The following is a 21,650-nucleotide window of genomic DNA, read 5'->3' as shown; positions in this document are numbered from 1 at the left end:
GGAAGATTATGCTTGTAAGTTCGGTTGATTTGTCAAAATACAAAAAAATGCAAAATGCACCATTTTACCGAACAAGAGGGAAAGTGGTCAATGTCATTGGACTTACCATAGAATCGGCGGGACCTGATGCCAAGCTTGGAGATATATGTCTTATCTATCCCAAGAAAAAGAATGATGATGCAATGACAGATCATGTGGTCAAGCCATCAATGGCTGAGGTTGTCGGCTTTAAGGACGGACATGTCCAGCTGATGCCCTATGAGAATACCAGCGGAATCGGAAATGGCAGTATTGTAGAAAATACGGATTCGCCTCTTAGAGTTAACGTTGGTGAGGGACTTCTTGGACAAACTCTTGACGGTCTTGGCAGGATCGATGGAACCAACTATGGCCAGGGCGTACAGCTTGAGGGTGGAGTAGCCTATTCCGTTGAGAATCAGCCGCCGGATCCGATGACCAGAGACCCGATATCAGAAGTCCTTCCACTGGGCGTTAAGGCTGTTGACGGACTTCTTACCGTAGGTAAGGGACAGCGTATCGGTATATTCGCAGGTTCAGGTGTTGGTAAGTCAACACTTCTTGGAATGTTTGCAAGAAATACTCAGGCGGATATCAACGTCATCGCTCTTATCGGAGAGCGTGGAAGAGAGGTTCGCGAGTTCATAGAAAGAGACATGGGCGAAGAAGGTATGAAGAGGTCCATTGTTGTCTGCGCAACCTCTGACAAGCCGGCTCTTGAGAGATTAAAGGCTGCTAAGACAGCAACATCAATTGCAGAGTATTTCAGAGACAAGGGAAAAGACGTGCTCCTTATGATGGACTCGCTAACCCGTTTTTCCATGGCTCAGAGAGAAATCGGTCTTGCCAGCGGAGAGCCTCCTGTTTCAAGAGGATACCCGCCGTCAGTATATGCTGAGATGCCCAAGCTCCTTGAAAGGGCAGGAAGGTCAAGAAAGGGTTCTATAACAGGTCTTTATACCGTTCTTGTAGACGGTGATGACATGAATGAGCCTATTACCGACACAGCCCGTGGTATTCTGGATGGACATATCGTGCTAAACAGAAAGCTGGCGCAAAAGAATCATTACCCGGCAATCGATGTTTTGGCGAGCATCTCAAGATGTATGTCAGCCATAGCTGATCCGGAGCACAAAAAGGCTGCAGGTAAGCTTAAAACTGTTCTTGCCACCTACAACGATGCTGAAGACCTTATCAATATCGGTGCATACAGAAGCGGAGCCAACAAGAACATTGACTACGCAGTATCTAAGATAGAACAGGTAAATGCATTCCTCACTCAGGAAACGGATGAGAAATTCTCTTTTGAAGATATCAGAGAGCAGTTACTTAGTATATTCAGAGATTAAAAGGCTACGCTATGGCAAGATTTGTCTACAAAATGCAGAGCGTCCTCAATATCAAGCAGCAGACTGAAAACCAGACCAAGATGGAATTTGCCATGGCTCAGGCTGAACTAAATAAGCAGATTGATATACTTGAGGAATATGTTACGAGAAAAGAGAATTACATAAAAGAAGCTGAAGAGCTAAGGAATGCAGACAGCTTAAAGCTTCAGGAAATTTTGGACAACCAGTATGCAACTGCTCAAATGGATGTAATGATAAAACACCAGGCAGGAGTCATCAAGCAGTACGAGGACAGGGTTGAAAAGGTGAGAGTCAAACTCACAAGAAACATTCAGGAGAGAAAGATGCAGGAAACCTTAAGAGATCGGGCATTTGCAGAGTATCTTGAGGAGCAGAAGCAGGAAGAAGCAAAAGAAAACGATCAGCGAACCAGCTTTACTTACGGACAACGACAAAAGGAAGAGGAATAAATGGCTGATAATAATTTATTGCGCGCGCCGGAAGACCCTAAAGCGGCCAAGGCCAAGCTAAAAGCTGATAAAAAAGAATATAAGAAAAAGCTGAAGGAGCAGGCAAAAGCCCAGAGGGAACAGGAGAGAGAATTTGCCGACAGAGCTGCCGAAATAAACGGTGACAATGCCGGAGGACTGGCTACTTTGGTCATAACTTTTCTGATCATCCTTATCTGGCTTGCAATCATGGTTCTTTTGGTCAAGCTTGATGTCGGAGGCTTTGGATCAGATGTGCTTGCCCCAATACTCAAGGATGTTCCGTATGTAAACTGGATTCTTCCGGAAGGCTCCTATGAGAAGAGTACTTCTAGCACTGCAGATACACAGACAGCAGTTGAAGTTACAGGTGATGCTGCCCAGACCGGGTCAATTACAACTATTGAGGATGCCCAGGCTTACATAAAGAGACTTGAGCAGGCGCTTCAATCTGAGATGGAGCAAAACAGTGCGCTTGCAGCTGAGAACGAGAAACTCAAGGCTGAAGTAACAAGACTCGAACCATTTGAACTCCAGCAAAAAGAGTTCTATGAAGAGCGAGAGAAGTTCTACAATGAGGTAGTTTACGGAGAGAATGCTCCGGATGCGGAAACCTACAGGCAGTACTATGAGGAGATAGATCCTGAGTCTGCTGCCGAGATATACAAGAAGGTTGTTCAGGGCGGCGTTGATGACGCGGCAATAAAGGCTTTTGCCACAACCTATTCCGGCATGAAGGCAAAGAGCGCTGCGAAGATCTTTGACGAGATGGTAACGGAGAATCAGATCCAGCTTGTCGCAAAGATACTGGCTCAGATGTCTGTTGAGAACAGAGGCGATATACTTGCTGCCATGGAAGAGGCAAATGCAGCCAAGCTCACACAGCTTCTTGAACCCAATGCACTTGAGCAAAAATCAACAAAAGTTACTGGATAATTATAAGACGTTTTAGAGTCTGCTGTAGGAAAACAGCGGACTCTTTTTTGCATAATTATACACGGAATATGGTTTAGAAAAATTTCAGAATTACGTTTACAAAATATTGGTTTTTAGTCGTTATACTGTAATTAGGGTCAAATTTTATAAAAAGGAGATAAGCCTAATGAAAATGTTTTACGGTAAGAATGCATCAGGTAATGTTAAGGAAGCTGTGAACGGACTTCGTTCGCCACAGCTTATTGTTTTCACCAGCAGCGCTGATGGGTTTGAGAAAGCTGTAGCTGATGTGGAAGCTCTTTTCCCAGGTGTTCCAAGTATTGGCTGTGTCGGAATGGGATATGATTCGACTATCCTTGAAAACGGTGTTTCTGTCATGGCATTTTCGGAAGGAGTCACTGTTTCTACAGGTATATTGGAAAAAGTCTCCACTATGCCGGCAAGAGATATTGCAAGACTTGAGGCTGATATAAAGAAGGTCAGACCCGGAAGTGATAACACTGCAATCATTGATTTCTGTACAGGTAATGATGCGGCAGTTCTTACTACAATAAGAGGACTTATCGACAGATACGGACTTCACGTTATGGGAGCAACCGGCGATGCAGGTAAGGTTTCCTGTAACGGAAAGATCTATACTGATGGAATGACTTACGCTGTTGTCAGAAATGAAGGCGGTAAGGTTAAGACTTATAAAGAGAACATCTACGTACCAAAGGATAAGACTCAGCTTATTGCTTCTAAGACGGATAGAGCAAAATACTATCTCGGTGAACTTAACGGACGCTCCGCTAAACAGGTTTATATGGAGCTTACGCATACTTCAACGGATAAGGAAATTATTAATCAGACCTTCAAAAATCCTCTTGGAAAGATGATAGGTAATGATGTATGCATCGTATCCATCAAGGATGTAGCAGGATCCGGACTTATCTGTTACAGACAGATAAATGACTCGGATATCTTAACACTTCTTGAGATGAGAGATCCGATGGAGGTTGCCGAGACAACTATAAGCAAGATCAAAAATGACTTTAACAGGATTTCGGGAATATACTCAGTCAACTGTATCTTCAGATATCTGGTTTTGAAGGAAAGAGGAGAGCTTAACCAATATCTTGGTAAGATTGCTACTCTTGGTACTTCCTGTGGGCTCATTGGATTTGGTGAGCATTACAATTCGCAATTTGTTAATCAGACAATGACATGTGTTGTATTTGAATAATAAGGAGAGACGATAGTATGCTTACAGATATTTTCAAGAAAAAGAACGAAGATGTGGCAGCAAGCCAGGCCAAAGAGACAGCAAGAGATGACAGTGACAGATTAAAATCCCTGATCTACATTGCAAACTCCATTGAGAGCTTCCAGAAGGAGCTTGTTCAAAACGAGCTTAATTCCCTGACGGAGATCCATGATATGGGTGAGGCAGTAGAGTCTGTCATTGAGAGTAACGCCCAGCTGCGCGAACAGATGGATGCCTTCAATGAGATGTTCGATGCTGTTAATAACAGCGCATCCAAATTTGAAGATGTTAAGGTCAATATCTTAAACAGTGTTGAGACCGCTCAGAACAAGGTTGAAGAATTAAAGAGCAGTTCAAATGAAGTAAGAGAAAGCTTTGATGAGATGGCTCAGGGATTCGAGAACTTTAAGAGCGCGGTTGATCAGATTTCTGATTATATGAAGAAGATCATTGGTATCGCAACACAGACAAATCTTCTTGCTCTTAATGCTTCGATTGAAGCTGCAAGAGCAGGAGCTGCCGGAAAAGGCTTTGCGGTTGTTGCAACAGAGGTAAGGGAACTTGCGGATGAGATCAAGGTTATGATCAGCCAGGTTAATGCCTCAATTGATGCTGCCGGACAGGAGAGTGAAAAGCTTTCAGTCAGCATGGAGAATTCAATAAATGCCATGGACAGAAGTCTTAAGGAAGTTGACGAGACTAAGGATACCTTCAAGGACATTATTGAAAGTGCGAATGGAGCAAATGCTGTTCAGAAGGAGATTGCAGATACTGCAGATACAGCCTCCGATGAGCTTGGAAGAATCGGAAACAGCTTCACTGAGATCAATAACAAGTATGATGCCCTGGTTGAACAGCTTGACAGAGTAAATGCACTGGGAACGACAAAGAGCAGCGTATTTGAGCACATTGAAAATCTTGTCTCACAGATACCACCGATAGTTAAAGATAAATAAACAGACCATGGAGGGCGCTTTTATCAGCGCCCTTTTTTGTTTAAAGAAATTTTCCTATAAAGCTAAAGTTATTTACACATGTTCCGATATATTTAACGAAAGATTATGGGCAGAGTATGTATGCCCGAAAGAAAAAATATGGAAGGAGGGTTTAGATGAGCAGTGCAAATAACGCAGTAGGCGCTATGGCAGCTTACTTTGTACAGGGCACTGCAGCCACAAACGTTTCAAATGTCACCGGTAAAGACACAAAAACAGCGGCAGGCGCAAGTTTCGACATGGTACTTAACAAAGTATCAGGCAGCCTGATCCAGAACAAGACCGCAGATGTCTCCAAGCAGGTTAATCAGTCACTTGATAACTCAAAGCAGACAAAAAGTGCTGATCTGACAACAAAAGCTGATACCTCTTCTGTTTCAACCGACAAGGTACAGACAGATAACACTCAGACACAGGAAGTTAAGAGCACGGTAGAAAGCCAGGATACAGTAGTGACAAACGAAACACAGGGCACGGAAGCTGACACAAAGCTGCAGGAATCCTTAAATGAGGCAGGAAAAGAACTTATGACTCAGCTCGCAGATGAGCTTGGCATCACAGAAGATGATGTAGTCAATGCGATGCAGGTACTTGGCCTCATGGCAGTAGATCTTTTGAATCCCGCAAACATAGCTCAGATGATCACACAGCTTAGCGGACAGGAGGAGACAATAGATCTAATAACAGACACTGACATATATACTTCATTGCAGGACCTCATGGAGGGTGCAGAAAGTATGAAGGACGGACTTATGAATGAGTTCGATCTGTCAGAGGAAGAACTTCAGGCCGGCATTTCAAATGCAAAAGATAACTTCAGGCAAATGCTTGAGGAGGGACTTGAAGTAACCGAAAGCGAAGTAGATCAGGCAGTACCTGCTTTTGATCCAAACGCAAACGCAGTTAAGGACACAAAGACTGATGCACCACAGTCGGAGGCGTTCACAGACCAGCCGATAGCTGAAGAGAAAAAGGTAGAGATCACCACAAACAGTTCCAAAGAAGGTGGAAATAAGAATTCTCTTCAAAACGGCGCAGAGTCATCAAATCTTTTCAATCAGGTAATGAATAATATCGCAGATGCTGCTGCAGGCGTAGAAGGTTCAAATATGGTTTCTTACGCAGACAGAGAGCAGATGGAGAACATTATCAGACAGATCACTGAAAAGATAACTATTTCAGCAAAAAATGAAGAGACTTCCATGGAACTTTCGCTCCATCCGGCAAGCCTTGGCAATGTAAATATTCTTTTAACCAGTGGTAAAGACGGAATCGTTGCTAAGTTTACAGCTCAGAACCAGATTGTAAAAGAGGCTGTTGAAGCACAGATGGTTCAGCTTCAGCAGAAATTCGATGAGCAGGGCATAAAGGTTACATCAATCGAAGTAACAATTGCAAGCCATGGATTCGAACAAAACCTCGAGCAGGGAAATGATAGACATTCCGGTGAAGCAGAGGCTGAGAAAAAGGTTAAATCCTTAAGAAGAATAAATCTCTCAGAACTTGAAGCTGACGAAGAAGTTGAAGCTCAGAGCGATGCTGAAAAGATAGCGCTTCAGATGATGGCGGCAAATGGCAATATGGTTGACTTTAGTGCATAACTAAAGGCAAAGAAAAAGAGGTCATTATGGCAGATATAAGTTCAGTAGATGCAATTATAAAGAACGGTGAAGTGGTTAACGCAAAGAACGAAACCACAAACAAGACAACACCTACCGGTTATGACAAGGATGCTTTCATGCAGATCCTGGTTGCTCAGATGAAGTATCAGGATCCCTTAGAGCCTACTTCAAACACCGAGTACATCAATCAGTACGCAACCTTCACACAGGTTGAGCAGCTCTCTAACATGGCAAATGCTATGTCGCTTTCAAGAGCATCCGAGATGGTTGGTAAGACGGTTGTTGTCAGCCAGACCAATCCTGATACCGGAAAGACAACCGAAGTTGAAGGTACTGTGGATTTTGTTACTTACAGCGGAAATAAAGCATACCTTAACATCAACGGAACAAACTACAGTATCGATGATGTATCACAGGTTCTTGATCCCAACTACACATCAGCTGTGGAAGCTGTTAAAGATTTCCAGAAGGCTATCGATAAGCTTCCTTCAAGCCTTGAAATGGTTACAGAAGAAGATCACGGTCTTACGATCGACACTATGTATCAGTACTACACTGAGAACATGGACGAGAGGGCTAAGAACATGATGGACAAGAACTACGTTACAGCACTTCTTCAGTATGTAAACCGTATCGATGACATCAGAGGAGATACACACAGAACCTTTACCGAAAAGGCTTGATACTAAAAACTATTGGAGGAAAGAAAAATGATAATGGATGATCGTCAGTATATGTCCATAGGACAGGTCCAGGATCAGTTTTTGAATCCTAAAACTCCTAAAGTAGGCAAAGAAAATAATTCTTTGCCTACAGGAGAAAATTCTTTTGCATCTGTTCTAAATAAAATTAAAGAAGGTGCCGATAATATTAACAGTGAAGGAGCTGTTAAGTTTTCGAAGCATGCCATGAACAGACTAAACATGAGAAACATCGAGCTTACACAGGACCAGATGCAGAGACTTTCGCATGGAAGAGAAGAAGCCATGGAGAAGGGCATCAAGGATTCACTTATCCTGGTTGATCAGCTGGCATTTATCGTAAATGTACCCAGCAGCACCGTAGTGACAGCAATGGATCAGACAGAAAACAAGAACAACGTATTCACTAACATCGACGGAGCAGTTATTGCATGATTGGACCGAAGCAGGTCATAAGGGGTGGACGTACCCGACCTGCCAGGAAATCTTTTAAATCCGGACAGACTGCCGGGTTTATCCGCAAAACTAAAGCTTCGTCCGAAATCGCTATTTTAATTTGATGGAGGACAATGCCTTATGATGAGATCACTTTATTCTGGTGTAGCAGGACTTCGCACACATCAGACCAAGATGGACGTTCTTGGTAACAACATTGCTAACGTAAATACAACTTCTTTCAAGTCACAGTCAATCACATTCTCGGATCTTATGTATCAGACAACCCAGACAGCATCCGGTGCAACAGCAACCAAGGGTGGTGTTAATGCTCGTCAGATCGGTCTTGGTGCCAAGAGTGGTGCTATTGCAACCGCAATCGAGTCTCAGGGTGCAACTCAGACAACAAACAATCCTTTTGATATCATGATCACAGGTAAGAGCTTCTTCGTTGTTAACAACGGAAAAGAGAACCTCTACACAAGAGACGGTTCTTTCTACGTTGACGGCGCAGGAAACCTTGCTATGCAGTCAAACGGATACCTGGTACAGGGATGGGTGGCTCAGGAAGATAAAGAGACCGGAGCGATTACAATCAACAGAAACGGTGGACTTTCAAGCCTTCAGATCATGAGCGCTGACAACACCACATATTCACCTGCATCAACAACAGCAGGTCTTTACTCCGGAAATATCGATAACAGAGATACTAACGTAACATCTGATGATGGAAAGACCATCACACTTGAGTTCTATGATAACAGAGGATATCTCTACACAGGAAAGTTCACACTTAAGGATACAGACCTTGAGGATGCTGAGAACAACAATATCTTCTCACTTCAGCTCACAGATATCATCGATTCTGACGGAAACAGCATCGGATCAGATCTTCTTAAGGGTGTTTCATTCGGCAAGACAGAGAACTTTGACTACGGCGTAAATGAAGCTTACGAAGTTGAGGTTGGCGCAACAACATCAACAGTTAAGCTTCTTGCAGGCGCAACTGCTTACGAAGGCGTTCCTACAACAGGTACACTTTCTGACCTTATGGAGAGCAGCAAGGCATCATACGCAGGAATTCTTAAGACTGTTTACGGAATAGATGATGCAACAATCGCAGGTGGAACACAAGGATATTCAAAGACATCCGAGTACACAATCACAGAGAACGGTGTACTTACAATTACATACGATGAGGAACTTGCATCAGGTAAGCCTGACGGATACACATATTCATCAACAAATGCAAGCTCATACTACGTAAATAAAGACAATTCAGGTAAGGCTTATGTAGTACCTAATGCTAATGAAGGTACTATGGACAAGATCGGAACAGCTATCAAGACAACACTTACAAATGTTTTTGGAGTAAATCCTACTGAGCTTGACAGCTACCTTACATCTAAGTTCCAGTATAAATTCACAGCTGACGGAGCCAACAATGACTCATTCCAGATTTACAGAGATCCTGCAGTTACAAAGGCAACAGAGACTGCAACATCTGTTGGATATCTTTCAAAGTTCTACGAGGACTTCGAAGGACTTGAAGCAGCAGTAGACAGCTATGCAGATACTCTTTTCTACACATATACAGATGGCAACCTCAAGGTTTACGGCTCAAAGACAGATGATACAGGAACTACTCAGGTTACTACATCTACTCAGATCGCAGATGTTACAGCTTTCAATGAAGATGAAGTATATACATACACAATGCTCGATAATGCTCAGAAGGTAGCTCTTCATGATATGCTGGTTGGCACAGGCACAGGAAGGATTGAGACTAAGATCGCGACTACAGCTACTACAATAACAATTGATGGTTCTACAACTGACTACGATACTAATAGCGATGGAAGTCTGAACGATACTGAGAAGGCAGCATACGATGCAGCACTTCAGTCAGCAAAGATATCAGAGCTTGCTGATTACATGAACGCTGATGCTAACAAGTACACAAACTTCAAGATTGAGTCACTCTCAGGAACAGCAGGAGTTCTTTTCTACAAGACAAATCCTACATATATTCCTGATACAGCAAACAAATTATACGACGGCAGCCCATTCTCAAAGACCTTCTATGCTGATGAGAATACATTCCCTTCATACACAGCTCAGGAGCTTGGTGGTGTTTACACTAATACAACAGATTTCTCAGCATATGTACTTAAAGGTGATGAGGCAACTGTTAATGACTTCAGCGATGAGCTCTTCCAGGATGTATTCGGGCTTGACAGATCAGAGTATGCTACAAACCTTCTTGTAAACATTGCAGGAAACGGTACAGCAAGTATTTATCAGACAACAACATTTACTCCACCTGCCAACTCAGATTACGCAGCAAGCCTTGACGCTGACGGAACACTTAAGTATGTTACAACAAACGATACAGTAGCATGGGATAACCTTCCAAACAGCAGCAACGACAGCGTATCGGTTAAGGATCTTCTTCAGTCATCTTCTGGACCATACAGAGGACTTCTTAACTCAGTATATGGAATTACAGATGAAGTTGCAGAGGCATTTGGATCAGATGCTACATACAGCCTCAACAATGACGGCAGCATCACACTTACAACAGGAACTCAGTCAATCCAGCTGAAGTTCAACCCTGCAAACGGATCACTTACAACAGCTAACGGCAATTCAAACGGTCTTGTAAACCTTGTATTTGACCAGAACGTTGAAGGCCTTGAGCCTTTCGGATTCCAGCCAACAACAGCTGATGAAGAGGCTGAGAGAGGAAGACTTACAATCGACTTCTCAACAGTTACAAACTACAACACCAGCGGATCATCAACAATCAAGGCTGTAAAGGGAGATAAGTCTTCTCTTAACACAGGTCGTATGGTTGGTGAGATGAACGGTGTAAACGTAAGTACAGACGGTCAGATATTTGCAACATATTCAAACGGTCAGACAAAGCTTCTTGGACAGATCGCATCTGCAGAGTTTGCTAATGCATCAGGTCTTGCCAAGGAAGGTGATAACCTCTATTCATCAACACTTAACTCAGGTGAGGCAACAATTCAGGATATCACAACTGACGGTGGCTACATGAATACCGGTGTTCTGGAAATGTCAAACGTAGACCTTTCAAGAGAGTTCACAGAGATGATCACAACACAGCGTGGATTCCAGGCAAACAGCCGTATCATCACAGTATCCGATACACTTCTTGAGGAGCTTACAAACCTTAAGAGATAATACTAACAGGCAGGTCCTTTAAATCCATCAAATCCTGATCCCCTTGGAAACGTCCATTCCAAGGGGGTTGTTTTTATTTAGTAAAGAAAAATTTTATTTAATTAATACTGTATTATACATGGAAAAGTGGTACAATGATTTTGATACCACAATATGTAGTACTATGCCTTAATATATGTTGTGGTATGTCAAGGATGAGTTGGTGGGGGATAAGGATGTCTTAGAATAATATTTCATTATTCAGTCCCAACATTGAAATTTAGTAACAAATATGTCCAAATTGTGAACAAAAACAGCTGATTTTGCGCTCATGGAGTGGTAAAATTAATGCAGATGGAAAATTAATTTCATTTTTGAGTGAAATTATTCTAAAACGTGAAATTATGAGTAGGATTATAGAACTTACCAAACTGGACACAAGAAAGATCTTAATAAATCCAAACATGATCGAGACTGTTGAGGGAAACCCCGACACAGTCCTTGTTTTGCAGTCCGGAAGGAAAGTTCTGGTTAAAGAAGATATAGACGAAATATACAAGCTAATCAATTCTTAATACGTACAATAAATTCTCAAAGGAGGAAATGTTGTGGATATTGCTTCGTTGCTTGGTGTAGGACTATGTTTCCTGTTCATGATCCTGAGTATCGTGTTCTCGGCCGGAATCTCGGGTGTTCAGTACTTCCTGGATGCTCCTTCAGCTATGATCACCTTCGGTGGTGCGTTCATGGCGGTTCTTGGTTCGAGAAGTCTGCCCAGCTTTATCAGCGGACTTAAATCATACACGCTTATTTTCAAAATGCCCAAAGATGATACCAAGTCTGTCATAAAGAGCATTATCGACCTGTCTAACACTGCGAGAAAAGAAGGTCTTCTTGCTCTTGAGGAAGCAGCCGGAAATCTTGAGGATGCCTTTATGAAAAAGGGCGTAATGCTTATCGTAGACGGTACTGAGCCTGAGCTTGTTAAGAGCATCTTAGAGGCTGAGATCGATGCCATGGCTGAGCGTCACAAAGAGAACTATTCCTTCTTCGGTGATGTTGCAGGTATGGGTCCTTCCTGGGGTATGATCGGAACACTCCTTGGACTGGTTCTTATGCTTCAGAACATGTCTGATCCTTCATCTATCGGACCATCCATGGCGGTTGCCCTCATTACAACATTCTACGGATCGGTTCTTGCCAACTGGTTCTGCTATCCTGCAGAGAACAAGCTTAAGGCGAGAAGTAATGCCGAATATATGGTTAAGAGTATTGTTATTGAAGGACTTCTCTCTATTCAGGCCGGTGAAAACCCACGTGTTACAGAAGAGAAGCTTAAATCCTTCCTGTCACCTGCTGACAGATCTGCTTATGAAGCCGAGAACGGTTCCGGCGATGGAGGCGGAGAATAATGGCAAAAAAACAAGAAGAAATAAAACCCGGCTTGCCGGCGTGGCAGGGTACCTTCGGAGACCTGATGAACCTTCTGCTTTGCTTCTTCGTTTTGCTTTTCTCCATGGCTAATATGGACGCAGCGAAGTTCGAGGAAGTTGCAGCATCCTTCAGCCAGGCATTCAGTGTATTTTCTGGTGGTGAAATGGCTATAGGAGAGGGAGCTCTTATAGGAGACGGTGTATCACAGCTCTCACAGCTCTCAGCCTATGTTACTTCCATGGGTCTTGCCCAGTCGGGTGAGGACTCGGATGAAAATGAGAAGGCTGTCGGTGATATGGATCAGGACGAACTGATGGAAGCTGCGGAAGAAGAGCAGCTCGAAGCGTCAGCCGAACTTGCAGAGAAGATTGAAAAGGCACTTGAAGAAGGCGAGATAGACAATATGGTATCGCTGAACTACACCAGTCAGTATGTAGAGCTGACCATTCAGGGTTCCATTTTGTTTGACTCAGGTAAGACTGAGATAAAAGAGGATGCGATTCCGGTAATCGATAAGGTGGGACAGATCCTTGAGTCCTACGCAGGTGGAACCATCGATATTGAAGGTCATACGGATAATGTTCCCATGTCAGGCGGCGGTAAATACGCCAACAATGATGAACTGAGTTCCGGAAGAGCACTGTCGGTTTTCTATTATCTTACAGAGAACACAACGCTTGACCCGTCCAAGATCGTACACACCGGAAGAGGTCAGTATGACCCGATAGCTGATAATACAACCGATGAAGGAAGAGCTCGAAACAGAAGAGTTGAGATAAAGATATACAATCCTTTAAGCGGCTCATATTAAACAAGGAGAGACACTCATGAAAAAGAATTTGTTATCAATCATTATCCTTGCACTTCTAGTAGTTAATCTCGGTATGACAGGTTTTATGATGCTAAGTGTCATGACCACCAATTCGCAGACTGCCAAGCTCATATCTGACATAGCTGCTGCCCTTGAGCTTGAGGCAAACGGCGGAAACAGCGGCGGATTTTCCGGATCTGCTTCCGGAGTTGTTGCTGTAACGGATATGGCAACCTGGGGATTTACCGGAGATGAGAAACTTACAATTGCCTTAAAGCCCGGCGAAGACGGCAAGGCACATTATATGGTAGTTGAGGTTGTATTCTCAATGAACAAGGCCAGTGCTGATTATGCAACCCTTGGTACAGAAGAGAATCTTGCAAATGTAAAGGAAGTTGTTAAGTCAGAGATAACCAATACACTTGCAAGTTACACAATGGAAGAACTTCAGGGCGGAATGGATGCAGTTGCAAGAGAGAGCATTCTTGAGAACGTACAGGCTATGTTTAATTCAAATTTCATCTATGATATAAGCTTCTCAAGCGTTCTTTATTCTTGATCCAAACGTATTTATGAAAAGAGATTTTGTTAAGGAGACTAAACATTGAGTGAAGTACTGTCACAAAGCGAAATAGATAGCCTGTTGTCAGCACTCAGTACCGGTGAGCTTGATGTGGACCAGATGCAGGCCTCGGACGAAAAGAAAGTCAAAGATTATGACTTCAAACGTCCGGCCAAGTTCTCGAAGGAACATCTTCGTACTCTGGAGATGATCTACGAGCACTATGGGCGTCTGTTATCCACTACCTTGCCCCTGTATCTTCGCAAGAACGTTACAGTATCGGTTGCCAACTCAGAGACGGTTACATATTCGGAGTTTTCGAACGCTCTTAGTAACCCTGTTATTCTGGGAGTGATCAGCTTCTTGCCATTACAGGGAACCATTATTCTGGAGCTTCAGGCCAATATAGGCTTTTCCTTCATAGACAGAATGCTTGGGGGTGAAGGAAACGGCCTTGATAAACCGAGGCCATTTACTGACATTGAGATGCCACTTATAGAGAAGCTGGTAACCATCTGCATGCAGCTCATGGTTGAACCCTGGCAGAACGTTGTGGCTATCAATCCGGTAATGGAGAGAATTGAGACCAATCCTCAGTTTGCACAGGTAATATCACCAACAGATATGATCGCCATTGTAACACTGAATATCAAGATCGGTGATACAGAGGGTCTGATGAATGTCTGTCTTCCATATTTCACATTAGAGAGCGTCATGGACAAGCTAAATACCAAGTTCTGGTTCTCTACTATGCAAAAGAATGCGGAAGAGGATTATCAGGATCATCTTGAAACAATGGTCAGACATGTGGATGTACCTGTAAAAGCGGTTCTTGGAAAGTGCAATGTATCGGTAAACGATTTTGTACACTTACAGGCCGGGGACATTATAAGGCTTGATAACAGAGTTAATACAGATATGCAGGTATATGTGGGTAACATCTATAAATTCACGGCGTTGCCCGGAACTGCAAAAGACAAATATGCCGTACGTATTACGTCGGTTGTAAGAGAGGAGGAAGAGTAGGAGCATGGATGGAATGTTATCTCAGGACGAAATTAATGCTTTGCTGGCCGGTATGGATACATCCGGCGGGGGCGATGCTGCACCTGCAGATGCTCCTGTTGATTCGGGGATGGAGGCAGCGGCAGATATAGCTGCAGCGCCTTCAGGAGGTGGAATTGATGAATCACTTCTGAATGATGCTGAGAAGGATGCCATTGGTGAGGTGGCCAATATCAGCATGGGATCTTCAGCTACAACGCTGTATTCCCTTGTAAACCAGAAGGTTAATATCACAACGCCTCAGGTTGAACTTGCCAATTGGGAAAATGTTATCAGTAATTATGAGAGGCCTTGTGTATTCATTCAGATCAGATACACAGTAGGTCTTGATGGCACCAATATCCTTATTCTGAAAGAACATGACGTTATGGTAATCACCGACCTCATGATGGGTGGTGATGGTACCAATACAGAGGGAGAGATCGGTGAACTGCAGCTTTCAGCTATTTCAGAGGCTATGAACCAGATGATGGGTGCTGCTGCCACATCTCTTTCTACAATGATCAATCAGAAGGTTGATATCAGCCCGCCACAGGCAACGCTTTTGGAGATGATCAATGACGATCCTTCAGATATCGCTGAATTCCTGACAGGAACTTTCGTTAAGATTTCCTTCAAGATGCAGGTCGGAGATCTGGTTGATTCAACTCTTATGCAGTTGTATCCTATCGACTTTGCAAAAGCTCTTAAGGATACCGTTATTACCGGAGATGCAACGCCGTCAGAGCCGGAACCTGCACCTGCTCCAGCACCTGCGCCTGCACCCGAGCCGATGCCACAGGCTGCATCTCAGCCTATGCCTGCAATGGATCCTTCCATGATGACTGCTGGACCGATGCCTCAGATGGCAATGCCACAGATGGCTATGCCTCAGATGCAGATGCCACCTCAGATGATGAACATGAATATTCAGCCCGCTCAGTTCCAGACCTTTGCAGGCGGAACCACTATTATGGCAGGCGGAGAGAATATCGGCATCATCAAGGATGTGCCTTTGGAGGTTACAGTTGAGCTCGGAAGAACAGCTAAGCCTATCGCCGATATCCTTGACTTTGCTCCGGGAACCATCATTGAGCTTGATAAGGTTGCCGGTGAACCCGTTGACGTTCTTGTAAACGGAAAGTTCGTAGCCAAGGGCGAAGTTGTAGTAATCGAAGAAAGCTTTGGTGTCCGTGTAACTGAGATTGTTCAATAAGATAGGAGCATAGACTATGGACTCATATTTACAGCTTATATCTATGCTTGTAATCTTCGTGGCTGTTTTGGTTGTCACATACTTTTTTACCAAGTGGATGGCAAGCTATCAGAAGGATAAGACATCAACAGGTAACATAGAAGTCATTGAGACTGCCAGAATATCTGCGACGAAGTATATTCAGATAGTACGCATCGGAGGGAAATACGTAGCTATCGGTGTAGGGAAAGACGAGATCACAAATTTGGGAGAAATATCCAAGGAGGACCTGATCATCAAGGAAGATAATCCTGAAGATAATTTGAGTTTCAAGGAGATACTTGAAAAGATTAAGGGTGAGAAAAAGAAGTAAATGGGTAAGAACAGGGGAGCTGGGATTTTTGACAAACAAATATTATCTCTTTTACGGAGAGGGCTGATATCAGCCCTTGCCTGTCTTGCCATGTTTTCCTTTTTGGCATTTTCGATTCCACTGACTTCTCACGCTACAGAAAACATAATAAGTGATACTACGCCCACTGATCCTACGGTAGATACCGACACAAACCTTACCGGTACGCAGGATGAGAGAACCAATATCACTGATCCGGGTTCTGCAGAGACTCCGGATGATCTGAAGAAATTAAATATCGCCAATACCGTTACTGTAACCTATGACAACGGAAACGGAATGCTCAACGGATCACTTAGGATCCTCATTACACTTACGCTGATTTCACTGGCGCCAACTCTGGTTGTAATGATGACATCCTTCACCAGGATCATTGTTGCACTGCATTTCACCAGGACTGCCATAGGTACCCAGACTTCGCCGCCGAACATTGTACTGATCGGTATAGCTTTATTTATGACACTGTTTATTATGCAGCCCACTTTAACTGAGGCTTATAACACTGCTGTTATTCCTTTTGAAAACGGAGAAATGGAGCAGCAGGAGTTCTTTACTGAGGTAATGAAGCCCTTCAGGCAGTTCATGTATGGTCAGACTCAGATAAAGGATGTAAGACTCTTTATGCAGATAGATGGCATAGAGTGGGATGGAGAGCTGGAGAGCATTCCCAATGTAGTACTTGTTCCCAGCTTCATTGTAAGTGAGCTTAGAACAGCCTTTATCATCGGCTTTCTGATATATATACCGTTTATCGTAATCGACATGGTCGTGGCATCGGTACTTATGAGTATGGGTATGATGATGCTGCCACCGACCACAATATCGCTGCCCTTTAAGATACTGCTATTCGTATTGGCAGATGGATGGAGTCTTATTATCGGTAACCTTGTTAAATCGTTCTACTAAAAAAGAAGAAGGGAGATTGGCATGATCACACTGGCAGATATAAACCAAATAGTTTCAGAAGCCCTGATGCTGATAATAAGAATGTCACTTCCCGTACTTCTGACTTCAATGATAATCGGTCTTGTAGTATCCATTTTTCAGACCGTTACATCCATCCAGGAACAGACACTTACCTTCGTTCCCAAGGTTATCGGAGTATTTGTTATGATAATGCTTATGGGAAACTGGATGCTGACTGAACTATCAGGCTATATTACAAATCTATGGTCAGACTTTTCGAAATATGTACGCTAGGAGCAATAGATGATTAACCATACCTTTAGTTATGGCGATCTTGAAGTTTATCTTTTGATCGTCGTAAGGATAATGAGCTTCATCTTTGTTTGTCCGTTTTTTGGAGGAAGGCAGACCCCAAATATCGTTAAAGTTGGCTACGGGCTTTTGCTTTCGATACTTTTGTATGGGGCTGTACCTTTTTATCCTCCGGATTACAATACCGTGGCAGGCTATACAGTGATCGTGTTAAAAGAGGCTATGGTGGGGCTCCTTATTGGATTTGCCGTTACCATGTGTCAACAGATCACAGCCTTTGCCGGAAGTGTAGTTGATATGCAGATAGGTCTTTCCATGGTTTCCATGATGGACCCGGCGACCAACCAGCAGGTCACGATCACAGGATCTCTTTATTCTCAGTACCTCACACTGGCACTGATAATAACGGGAATGTACCAGTATATTTTAAAGGCGCTGGTGGACTCTTTTACCCTGATTCCTATTAACGGGGCAGTGATCCACTCAGACAGAATGCTCAATACAATGCTGGCATTTATGAAGAACTATATTGTGATCGGCTTTCGAATTTGCCTTCCAATCTTCATCATCACTTTCATAACCAATGTGGTCCTGGGAGTTTTGGCGAAGGTTTCACCGCAGATGAACATGTTCTCTGTGGGTATACAGATAAAGATAGTTGTTGGCCTAGTGATCATGTTTATTACTGTAACAATGCTTTCTGATGCTTCGAATTTTATCTTTATCAACATGAAGGAGATGATCCAGCAGTTTGTTTACAGCATGCAGAGCGGCTGATGATTCAGCTTTACTAATTAAATATAATCTGCAGTTTTTTGCTGAGGATGCAAACGGTGCTGAAAAAACCGAGCAGCCCACTGCTAAAAAGCTCGACGACGCAAGAAAAGAAGGGCAGGTGGCCAAGAGTCAGGAAATAGCCACTGCGTTTACTTTACTTGCGCTATTTGTCATTATCAGGGTAATTTATCCATTTATGGGGACTAACTTTCAGACGTTGTTTGAGAGGGTTTATAACAATATCCCCAATGTGGCAAGAACCTACGACGGAATGCTTCCTATTGCCTACATCAGAAGCATTCTGACCAATGCGATACTGACGATGTTTCTTATAAGCGCACCGTTTTTTATAGTCGCATTTATAATTGCTTTTTTGTCCGACCTTGTTCAGGTTGGATTTAAACCTACATCCAAGCCGCTCCAGCCAAAGCTTTCAAAGCTCAATCCAATCAGCGGTATGAAAAAGATCTTTTCCGCAAGAAAGCTCTTTGACCTTGGAAAGTCACTGCTTAAGCTTGTGGTAATGGCGGCGGTTATATATTCGTTTTTTACAGGCAGGACGGAATCTCTTTTCCTCTTATATGATATGCCCCTTGGGCAGGCAATAGGCCTTATGGGAAATCTGATCATTGACCTTGGGTTTAGAATAGCAGCGGCGTACATGGTCATAGCCTTTATTGATCTCATCTATCAGAGGAGAAAGTTCAATAAGGATATGATGATGACCAAGAAAGAGGTCAAGGATGAGTACAAGAACTCTGAAGGAGATCCTCAGGTTAAGGGCGCTCAGAAGCGTCGAATGATGGAAGCATCAAGGAGAAGAATGATGCAACAGCTCCCTCAGGCGGACGTTGTCATCACGAACCCTACTCACTATGCTGTTGCTATCAAATACGATGCAGAGGAGTCGGATGCACCTGTTGTTGTAGCTAAGGGTGCTGATTATCTGGCTCAGAAGATAAAAGAGATTGCCAGGGATAACAAAGTTGAAATTGTAGAGAACAAGCCTCTTGCGCGAATGCTTTATGCAAACGTTGAGGTTGGTGAAATGGTTCCGCCTGAGCTCTATAAGGCTGTAGCTGAAGTTCTGGCTTACGTTTATCACTTACAGGGCAAGGTGTGATCTGGAAACGACTAATCTGACGGAAGGAGGATAATGATGGATCTTACCAAGATTAAAAATCGTGTAATGGACTATGGTCTGGCACTTTATATCGTTGCCGCTATTGTTATGCTCATTATTCCGCTTCCGGACTGGCTTTTGGACATTCTTTTGGCCTTCGATATGTCGCTTTCCTTTGTAATCATGTTCACGGCCATGTTCGCAAAAGATGTTTTGGAGATGTCATTCTTCCCGACAATCCTTTTGTTCACCACAATCTTCAGAATTGCCCTTAACGTATCATCCACGAGACTTATTCTTACACAGGGCAGTGCCGGTGAAGTTATTGAAGTATTTGGATCTTTCGTTGGTGGCGGCGATCTTATTGTAGGTGCCATCATCTATATCATTTTGATCATTGTTCAGCTCATGGTAATCAACAAAGGTTCTGAGCGTGTAGCTGAAGTATCAGCTCGTTTCACATTGGACGCTATGCCCGGTAAACAGATGGCTATCGACGCCGACCTTAACACCGGTGCAATAACCGATGCAGAAGCCAAGCAAAGACGTGACAAGATCCAGGAAGAGGCCAGCTTCTTCGGAGCTATGGACGGTGCTACCAAGTACGTAAAAGGAGATGCGACAGCCGGTCTTATCATCACAGCAACCAACCTTATCGGTGGTATTGCCATGGGCGTTATCAGAATGGGCATGGATGTAGGCACAGCTGTTAATACCTACTCAATCCTTACCATGGGTGACGGCCTTGTATCATCAATCCCTTCACTGATGATTTCTATGTCAACCGGTATCCTGGTAACCAAGGGATCCAAGGAAGCGGATTTCGGACACCTTCTTATCGGCCAGCTCTTTGGAACCTCCAAGATACTATACCTTGTTGGTGGCGTTGTAGCAGGACTCGGTATTTTATCACCGCTTCCTACAGTGCTATACGTAACCTTCGGTGCTGCATTCATTCTTCTTGGAAGAGTGGCTAGCCAGACCATGGAGGAAGTTGCCGTAGAGGGTGAAGTTGCTACTGAAGAGGAGCAGAAGGCTGAGGAGATCAGACAGCCCGAGAATGTCACGAGCCTGTTGCAGGTTGATCCTATCGAGCTTGAATTTGGATACGGTATTATTCCACTTGCGGATGTTAACCAGGGCGGAGACCTTCTTGACCGAGTTGTAATGATCAGAAGACAGATCGCTTTAGAGCTTGGTACTGTAGTGCCCATTATCCGTTTGAGGGATAATATTCAGTTGAATCCCAATCAATATATAATTAAAATTAAAGGTATACAGGTAAGCGACGGAGAGATTCTTTTCGACCATTATATGGCTATGAATCCCGGTCATGTCGAGGAGGAGATCACAGGTATTCCAACTGTTGAGCCTTCCTTCCATCTTCCTGCTACCTGGATCACGGAAGGTCAGAGAGAAAGAGCTGAGAGCTTTGGCTACACGGTTGTTGATCCGCCTTCTATCATTGCTACACACCTTACAGAGATCATAAGAGAACACATCGCAGAGCTTATGACAAGGCAGGATGTACAGAACCTTGTTGATAACTTAAGGGAGAACAATCCTGCTCTTGTTGACGAGCTTGTGCCTAAGCTCATGAGCCTTGGTGAAATTGAGAAGGTTCTTCAGAACCTCTTAAGCGAAGGCATCTCCATACGTGATCTTGTAACCATATTTGAAACATTGGCTGATTTTGCTCCTTCAACGCACGATCCAGACATTCTCACTGAATATGTAAGACAGAGCCTTAAGAGAGCAATATCCAGTAAATATTTTGCAGCGGGAGAGACAACAAGTGTCCTCACTCTTGATCCTAAGATCGAACAGGAGATAATGAGCAGCGTCAAGCAGACTGAGACAGGCGCGTTCCTTACTCTTGATCCCGCCCGTACGAAGTCTATTCTTACTGCAGTTGGGGAGAATATAAAAAGACTTGAGGATGCCGGTAAGATGGCGATAATCATGGCATCACCGATAGTCAGAATGTACTTTAAGAAGATGACTCAGGACTATTATAAGGATCTAATTGTAATTTCTTACAACGAGGTTGAACCGACAATCGAACTACAATCTGTGGGGATGGTAACGGCATAAG

The 21,650-nt window shown here is 43.5% G+C and carries 21 protein-coding genes; all 21 read left to right on the top strand.

Annotated elements, in window-relative coordinates:
• Positions 1-47: 47 nt before the first annotated feature.
• The 21 genes from fliI (at position 48) to flhA (ending at position 21,649) form a co-directional block, all read left to right on the top strand.
• A complete protein-coding gene (fliI, locus tag G632_RS0101440; RefSeq protein ID WP_330363316.1) occupies positions 48-1,367 on the top strand; it encodes a flagellar protein export ATPase FliI in 1,320 nt (439 codons plus the stop codon).
• Between the two features lie 11 nt (positions 1,368-1,378).
• A complete protein-coding gene (locus G632_RS0101435; RefSeq protein WP_026512313.1) occupies positions 1,379-1,837 on the top strand; it encodes a flagellar export protein FliJ in 459 nt (152 codons plus the stop codon).
• On the top strand, positions 1,838-2,791 hold the full coding sequence (locus G632_RS18485; protein ID WP_051154834.1) for a hypothetical protein: 954 nt from the start codon (positions 1,838-1,840) through the stop codon (positions 2,789-2,791).
• A 166-nt stretch (positions 2,792-2,957) separates the two neighbouring features.
• Positions 2,958-4,016 (top strand): FIST signal transduction protein, encoded by a 1,059-nt coding sequence (locus G632_RS0101425; protein WP_022767252.1) that lies wholly within the window; start codon positions 2,958-2,960, stop codon positions 4,014-4,016.
• Positions 4,017-4,033: 17 nt separating this feature from the next.
• A complete protein-coding gene (locus G632_RS0101420; protein WP_022767251.1) occupies positions 4,034-4,993 on the top strand; it encodes a methyl-accepting chemotaxis protein in 960 nt (319 codons plus the stop codon).
• 155 nt (positions 4,994-5,148) lie between these two features.
• Positions 5,149-6,633: a flagellar hook-length control protein FliK gene (locus tag G632_RS0101415; RefSeq protein ID WP_022767250.1), complete on the top strand. Its 1,485-nt coding sequence runs from the start codon at positions 5,149-5,151 to the stop codon at positions 6,631-6,633.
• Positions 6,634-6,659: 26 nt separating this feature from the next.
• On the top strand, positions 6,660-7,337 hold the full coding sequence (locus G632_RS20820; RefSeq protein ID WP_022767249.1) for a flagellar hook capping FlgD N-terminal domain-containing protein: 678 nt from the start codon (positions 6,660-6,662) through the stop codon (positions 7,335-7,337).
• A gap of 27 nt (positions 7,338-7,364) precedes the next feature.
• On the top strand, positions 7,365-7,790 hold the full coding sequence (locus G632_RS0101405; RefSeq protein ID WP_022767248.1) for a TIGR02530 family flagellar biosynthesis protein: 426 nt from the start codon (positions 7,365-7,367) through the stop codon (positions 7,788-7,790).
• A 141-nt stretch (positions 7,791-7,931) separates the two neighbouring features.
• Positions 7,932-11,000: a flagellar hook-basal body complex protein gene (locus G632_RS20815; protein WP_022767246.1), complete on the top strand. Its 3,069-nt coding sequence runs from the start codon at positions 7,932-7,934 to the stop codon at positions 10,998-11,000.
• A gap of 383 nt (positions 11,001-11,383) precedes the next feature.
• Positions 11,384-11,554 (top strand): flagellar FlbD family protein, encoded by a 171-nt coding sequence (locus G632_RS21625; RefSeq protein WP_022767245.1) that lies wholly within the window; start codon positions 11,384-11,386, stop codon positions 11,552-11,554.
• Between the two features lie 33 nt (positions 11,555-11,587).
• Positions 11,588-12,391 (top strand): motility protein A, encoded by an 804-nt coding sequence (locus G632_RS0101385; RefSeq protein ID WP_022767244.1) that lies wholly within the window; start codon positions 11,588-11,590, stop codon positions 12,389-12,391.
• Positions 12,391-13,224, top strand: coding sequence for an OmpA/MotB family protein (locus G632_RS0101380; RefSeq protein ID WP_022767243.1), 834 nt, complete (start codon positions 12,391-12,393; stop codon positions 13,222-13,224). Before G632_RS0101385 ends, G632_RS0101380 begins: the two co-directional genes overlap by 1 nt.
• Before the next feature lie 16 nt (positions 13,225-13,240).
• Entirely contained in the window at positions 13,241-13,783 is a 543-nt protein-coding gene (locus G632_RS0101375; RefSeq protein WP_022767242.1) for a flagellar basal body-associated FliL family protein, read from the top strand.
• A 45-nt stretch (positions 13,784-13,828) separates the two neighbouring features.
• Entirely contained in the window at positions 13,829-14,812 is a 984-nt protein-coding gene (fliM, locus tag G632_RS0101370; protein WP_022767241.1) for a flagellar motor switch protein FliM, read from the top strand.
• 4 nt (positions 14,813-14,816) lie between these two features.
• On the top strand, positions 14,817-16,046 hold the full coding sequence (fliY, locus tag G632_RS0101365; RefSeq protein ID WP_022767240.1) for a flagellar motor switch phosphatase FliY: 1,230 nt from the start codon (positions 14,817-14,819) through the stop codon (positions 16,044-16,046).
• Positions 16,047-16,062: 16 nt separating this feature from the next.
• Positions 16,063-16,398, top strand: coding sequence for a flagellar biosynthetic protein FliO (locus G632_RS0101360; RefSeq protein ID WP_022767239.1), 336 nt, complete (start codon positions 16,063-16,065; stop codon positions 16,396-16,398).
• On the top strand, positions 16,399-17,343 hold the full coding sequence (gene fliP, locus G632_RS18470; RefSeq protein WP_242826395.1) for a flagellar type III secretion system pore protein FliP: 945 nt from the start codon (positions 16,399-16,401) through the stop codon (positions 17,341-17,343).
• A gap of 21 nt (positions 17,344-17,364) precedes the next feature.
• A complete protein-coding gene (gene fliQ, locus G632_RS0101350) occupies positions 17,365-17,637 on the top strand; it encodes a flagellar biosynthesis protein FliQ (RefSeq protein WP_022767237.1) in 273 nt (90 codons plus the stop codon).
• A 9-nt stretch (positions 17,638-17,646) separates the two neighbouring features.
• On the top strand, positions 17,647-18,432 hold the full coding sequence (gene fliR, locus G632_RS0101345) for a flagellar biosynthetic protein FliR (RefSeq protein ID WP_022767236.1): 786 nt from the start codon (positions 17,647-17,649) through the stop codon (positions 18,430-18,432).
• Positions 18,407-19,555, top strand: a complete 1,149-nt coding sequence (gene flhB, locus G632_RS0101340; RefSeq protein WP_022767235.1) for a flagellar biosynthesis protein FlhB — start codon at positions 18,407-18,409, stop codon at positions 19,553-19,555. Before fliR ends, flhB begins: the two co-directional genes overlap by 26 nt.
• 36 nt (positions 19,556-19,591) lie before the next feature.
• Positions 19,592-21,649, top strand: a complete 2,058-nt coding sequence (gene flhA, locus G632_RS0101335; protein ID WP_022767234.1) for a flagellar biosynthesis protein FlhA — start codon at positions 19,592-19,594, stop codon at positions 21,647-21,649.
• The last annotated feature ends 1 nt before the right edge of the window (position 21,650 follow it).

Source organism: Butyrivibrio sp. NC2007, assembly GCF_000421405.1.
Classification (GTDB): Bacteria; Bacillota; Clostridia; order Lachnospirales; family Lachnospiraceae; genus Butyrivibrio.
The sequence above is the reverse complement of the archived record's forward strand: the minus strand, read 5'-3'. Positions and strand labels throughout refer to the sequence as shown.

Bases quoted from the DNA above. Each gene is read 5' to 3' on its own strand.
- fliI (WP_330363316.1), top strand. From the start codon at position 48: ATGCAAAATGCACCATTTTACCGAACAAGAGGGAAAGTGGTCAATGTC.
- G632_RS0101435 (WP_026512313.1), top strand. From the start codon at position 1,379: ATGGCAAGATTTGTCTACAAAATGCAGAGCGTCCTCAATATCAAGCAG.
- G632_RS18485 (WP_051154834.1), top strand. From the start codon at position 1,838: ATGGCTGATAATAATTTATTGCGCGCGCCGGAAGACCCTAAAGCGGCC.
- G632_RS0101425 (WP_022767252.1), top strand. From the start codon at position 2,958: ATGAAAATGTTTTACGGTAAGAATGCATCAGGTAATGTTAAGGAAGCT.
- G632_RS0101420 (WP_022767251.1), top strand. From the start codon at position 4,034: ATGCTTACAGATATTTTCAAGAAAAAGAACGAAGATGTGGCAGCAAGC.
- G632_RS0101415 (WP_022767250.1), top strand. From the start codon at position 5,149: ATGAGCAGTGCAAATAACGCAGTAGGCGCTATGGCAGCTTACTTTGTA.
- G632_RS20820 (WP_022767249.1), top strand. From the start codon at position 6,660: ATGGCAGATATAAGTTCAGTAGATGCAATTATAAAGAACGGTGAAGTG.
- G632_RS0101405 (WP_022767248.1), top strand. From the start codon at position 7,365: ATGATAATGGATGATCGTCAGTATATGTCCATAGGACAGGTCCAGGAT.
- G632_RS20815 (WP_022767246.1), top strand. From the start codon at position 7,932: ATGATGAGATCACTTTATTCTGGTGTAGCAGGACTTCGCACACATCAG.
- G632_RS21625 (WP_022767245.1), top strand. From the start codon at position 11,384: ATGAGTAGGATTATAGAACTTACCAAACTGGACACAAGAAAGATCTTA.
- G632_RS0101380 (WP_022767243.1), top strand. From the start codon at position 12,391: ATGGCAAAAAAACAAGAAGAAATAAAACCCGGCTTGCCGGCGTGGCAG.
- G632_RS0101375 (WP_022767242.1), top strand. From the start codon at position 13,241: ATGAAAAAGAATTTGTTATCAATCATTATCCTTGCACTTCTAGTAGTT.
- fliY (WP_022767240.1), top strand. From the start codon at position 14,817: ATGGATGGAATGTTATCTCAGGACGAAATTAATGCTTTGCTGGCCGGT.
- G632_RS0101360 (WP_022767239.1), top strand. From the start codon at position 16,063: ATGGACTCATATTTACAGCTTATATCTATGCTTGTAATCTTCGTGGCT.
- fliP (WP_242826395.1), top strand. From the start codon at position 16,399: ATGGGTAAGAACAGGGGAGCTGGGATTTTTGACAAACAAATATTATCT.
- fliQ (WP_022767237.1), top strand. From the start codon at position 17,365: ATGATCACACTGGCAGATATAAACCAAATAGTTTCAGAAGCCCTGATG.
- fliR (WP_022767236.1), top strand. From the start codon at position 17,647: ATGATTAACCATACCTTTAGTTATGGCGATCTTGAAGTTTATCTTTTG.
- flhA (WP_022767234.1), top strand. From the start codon at position 19,592: ATGGATCTTACCAAGATTAAAAATCGTGTAATGGACTATGGTCTGGCA.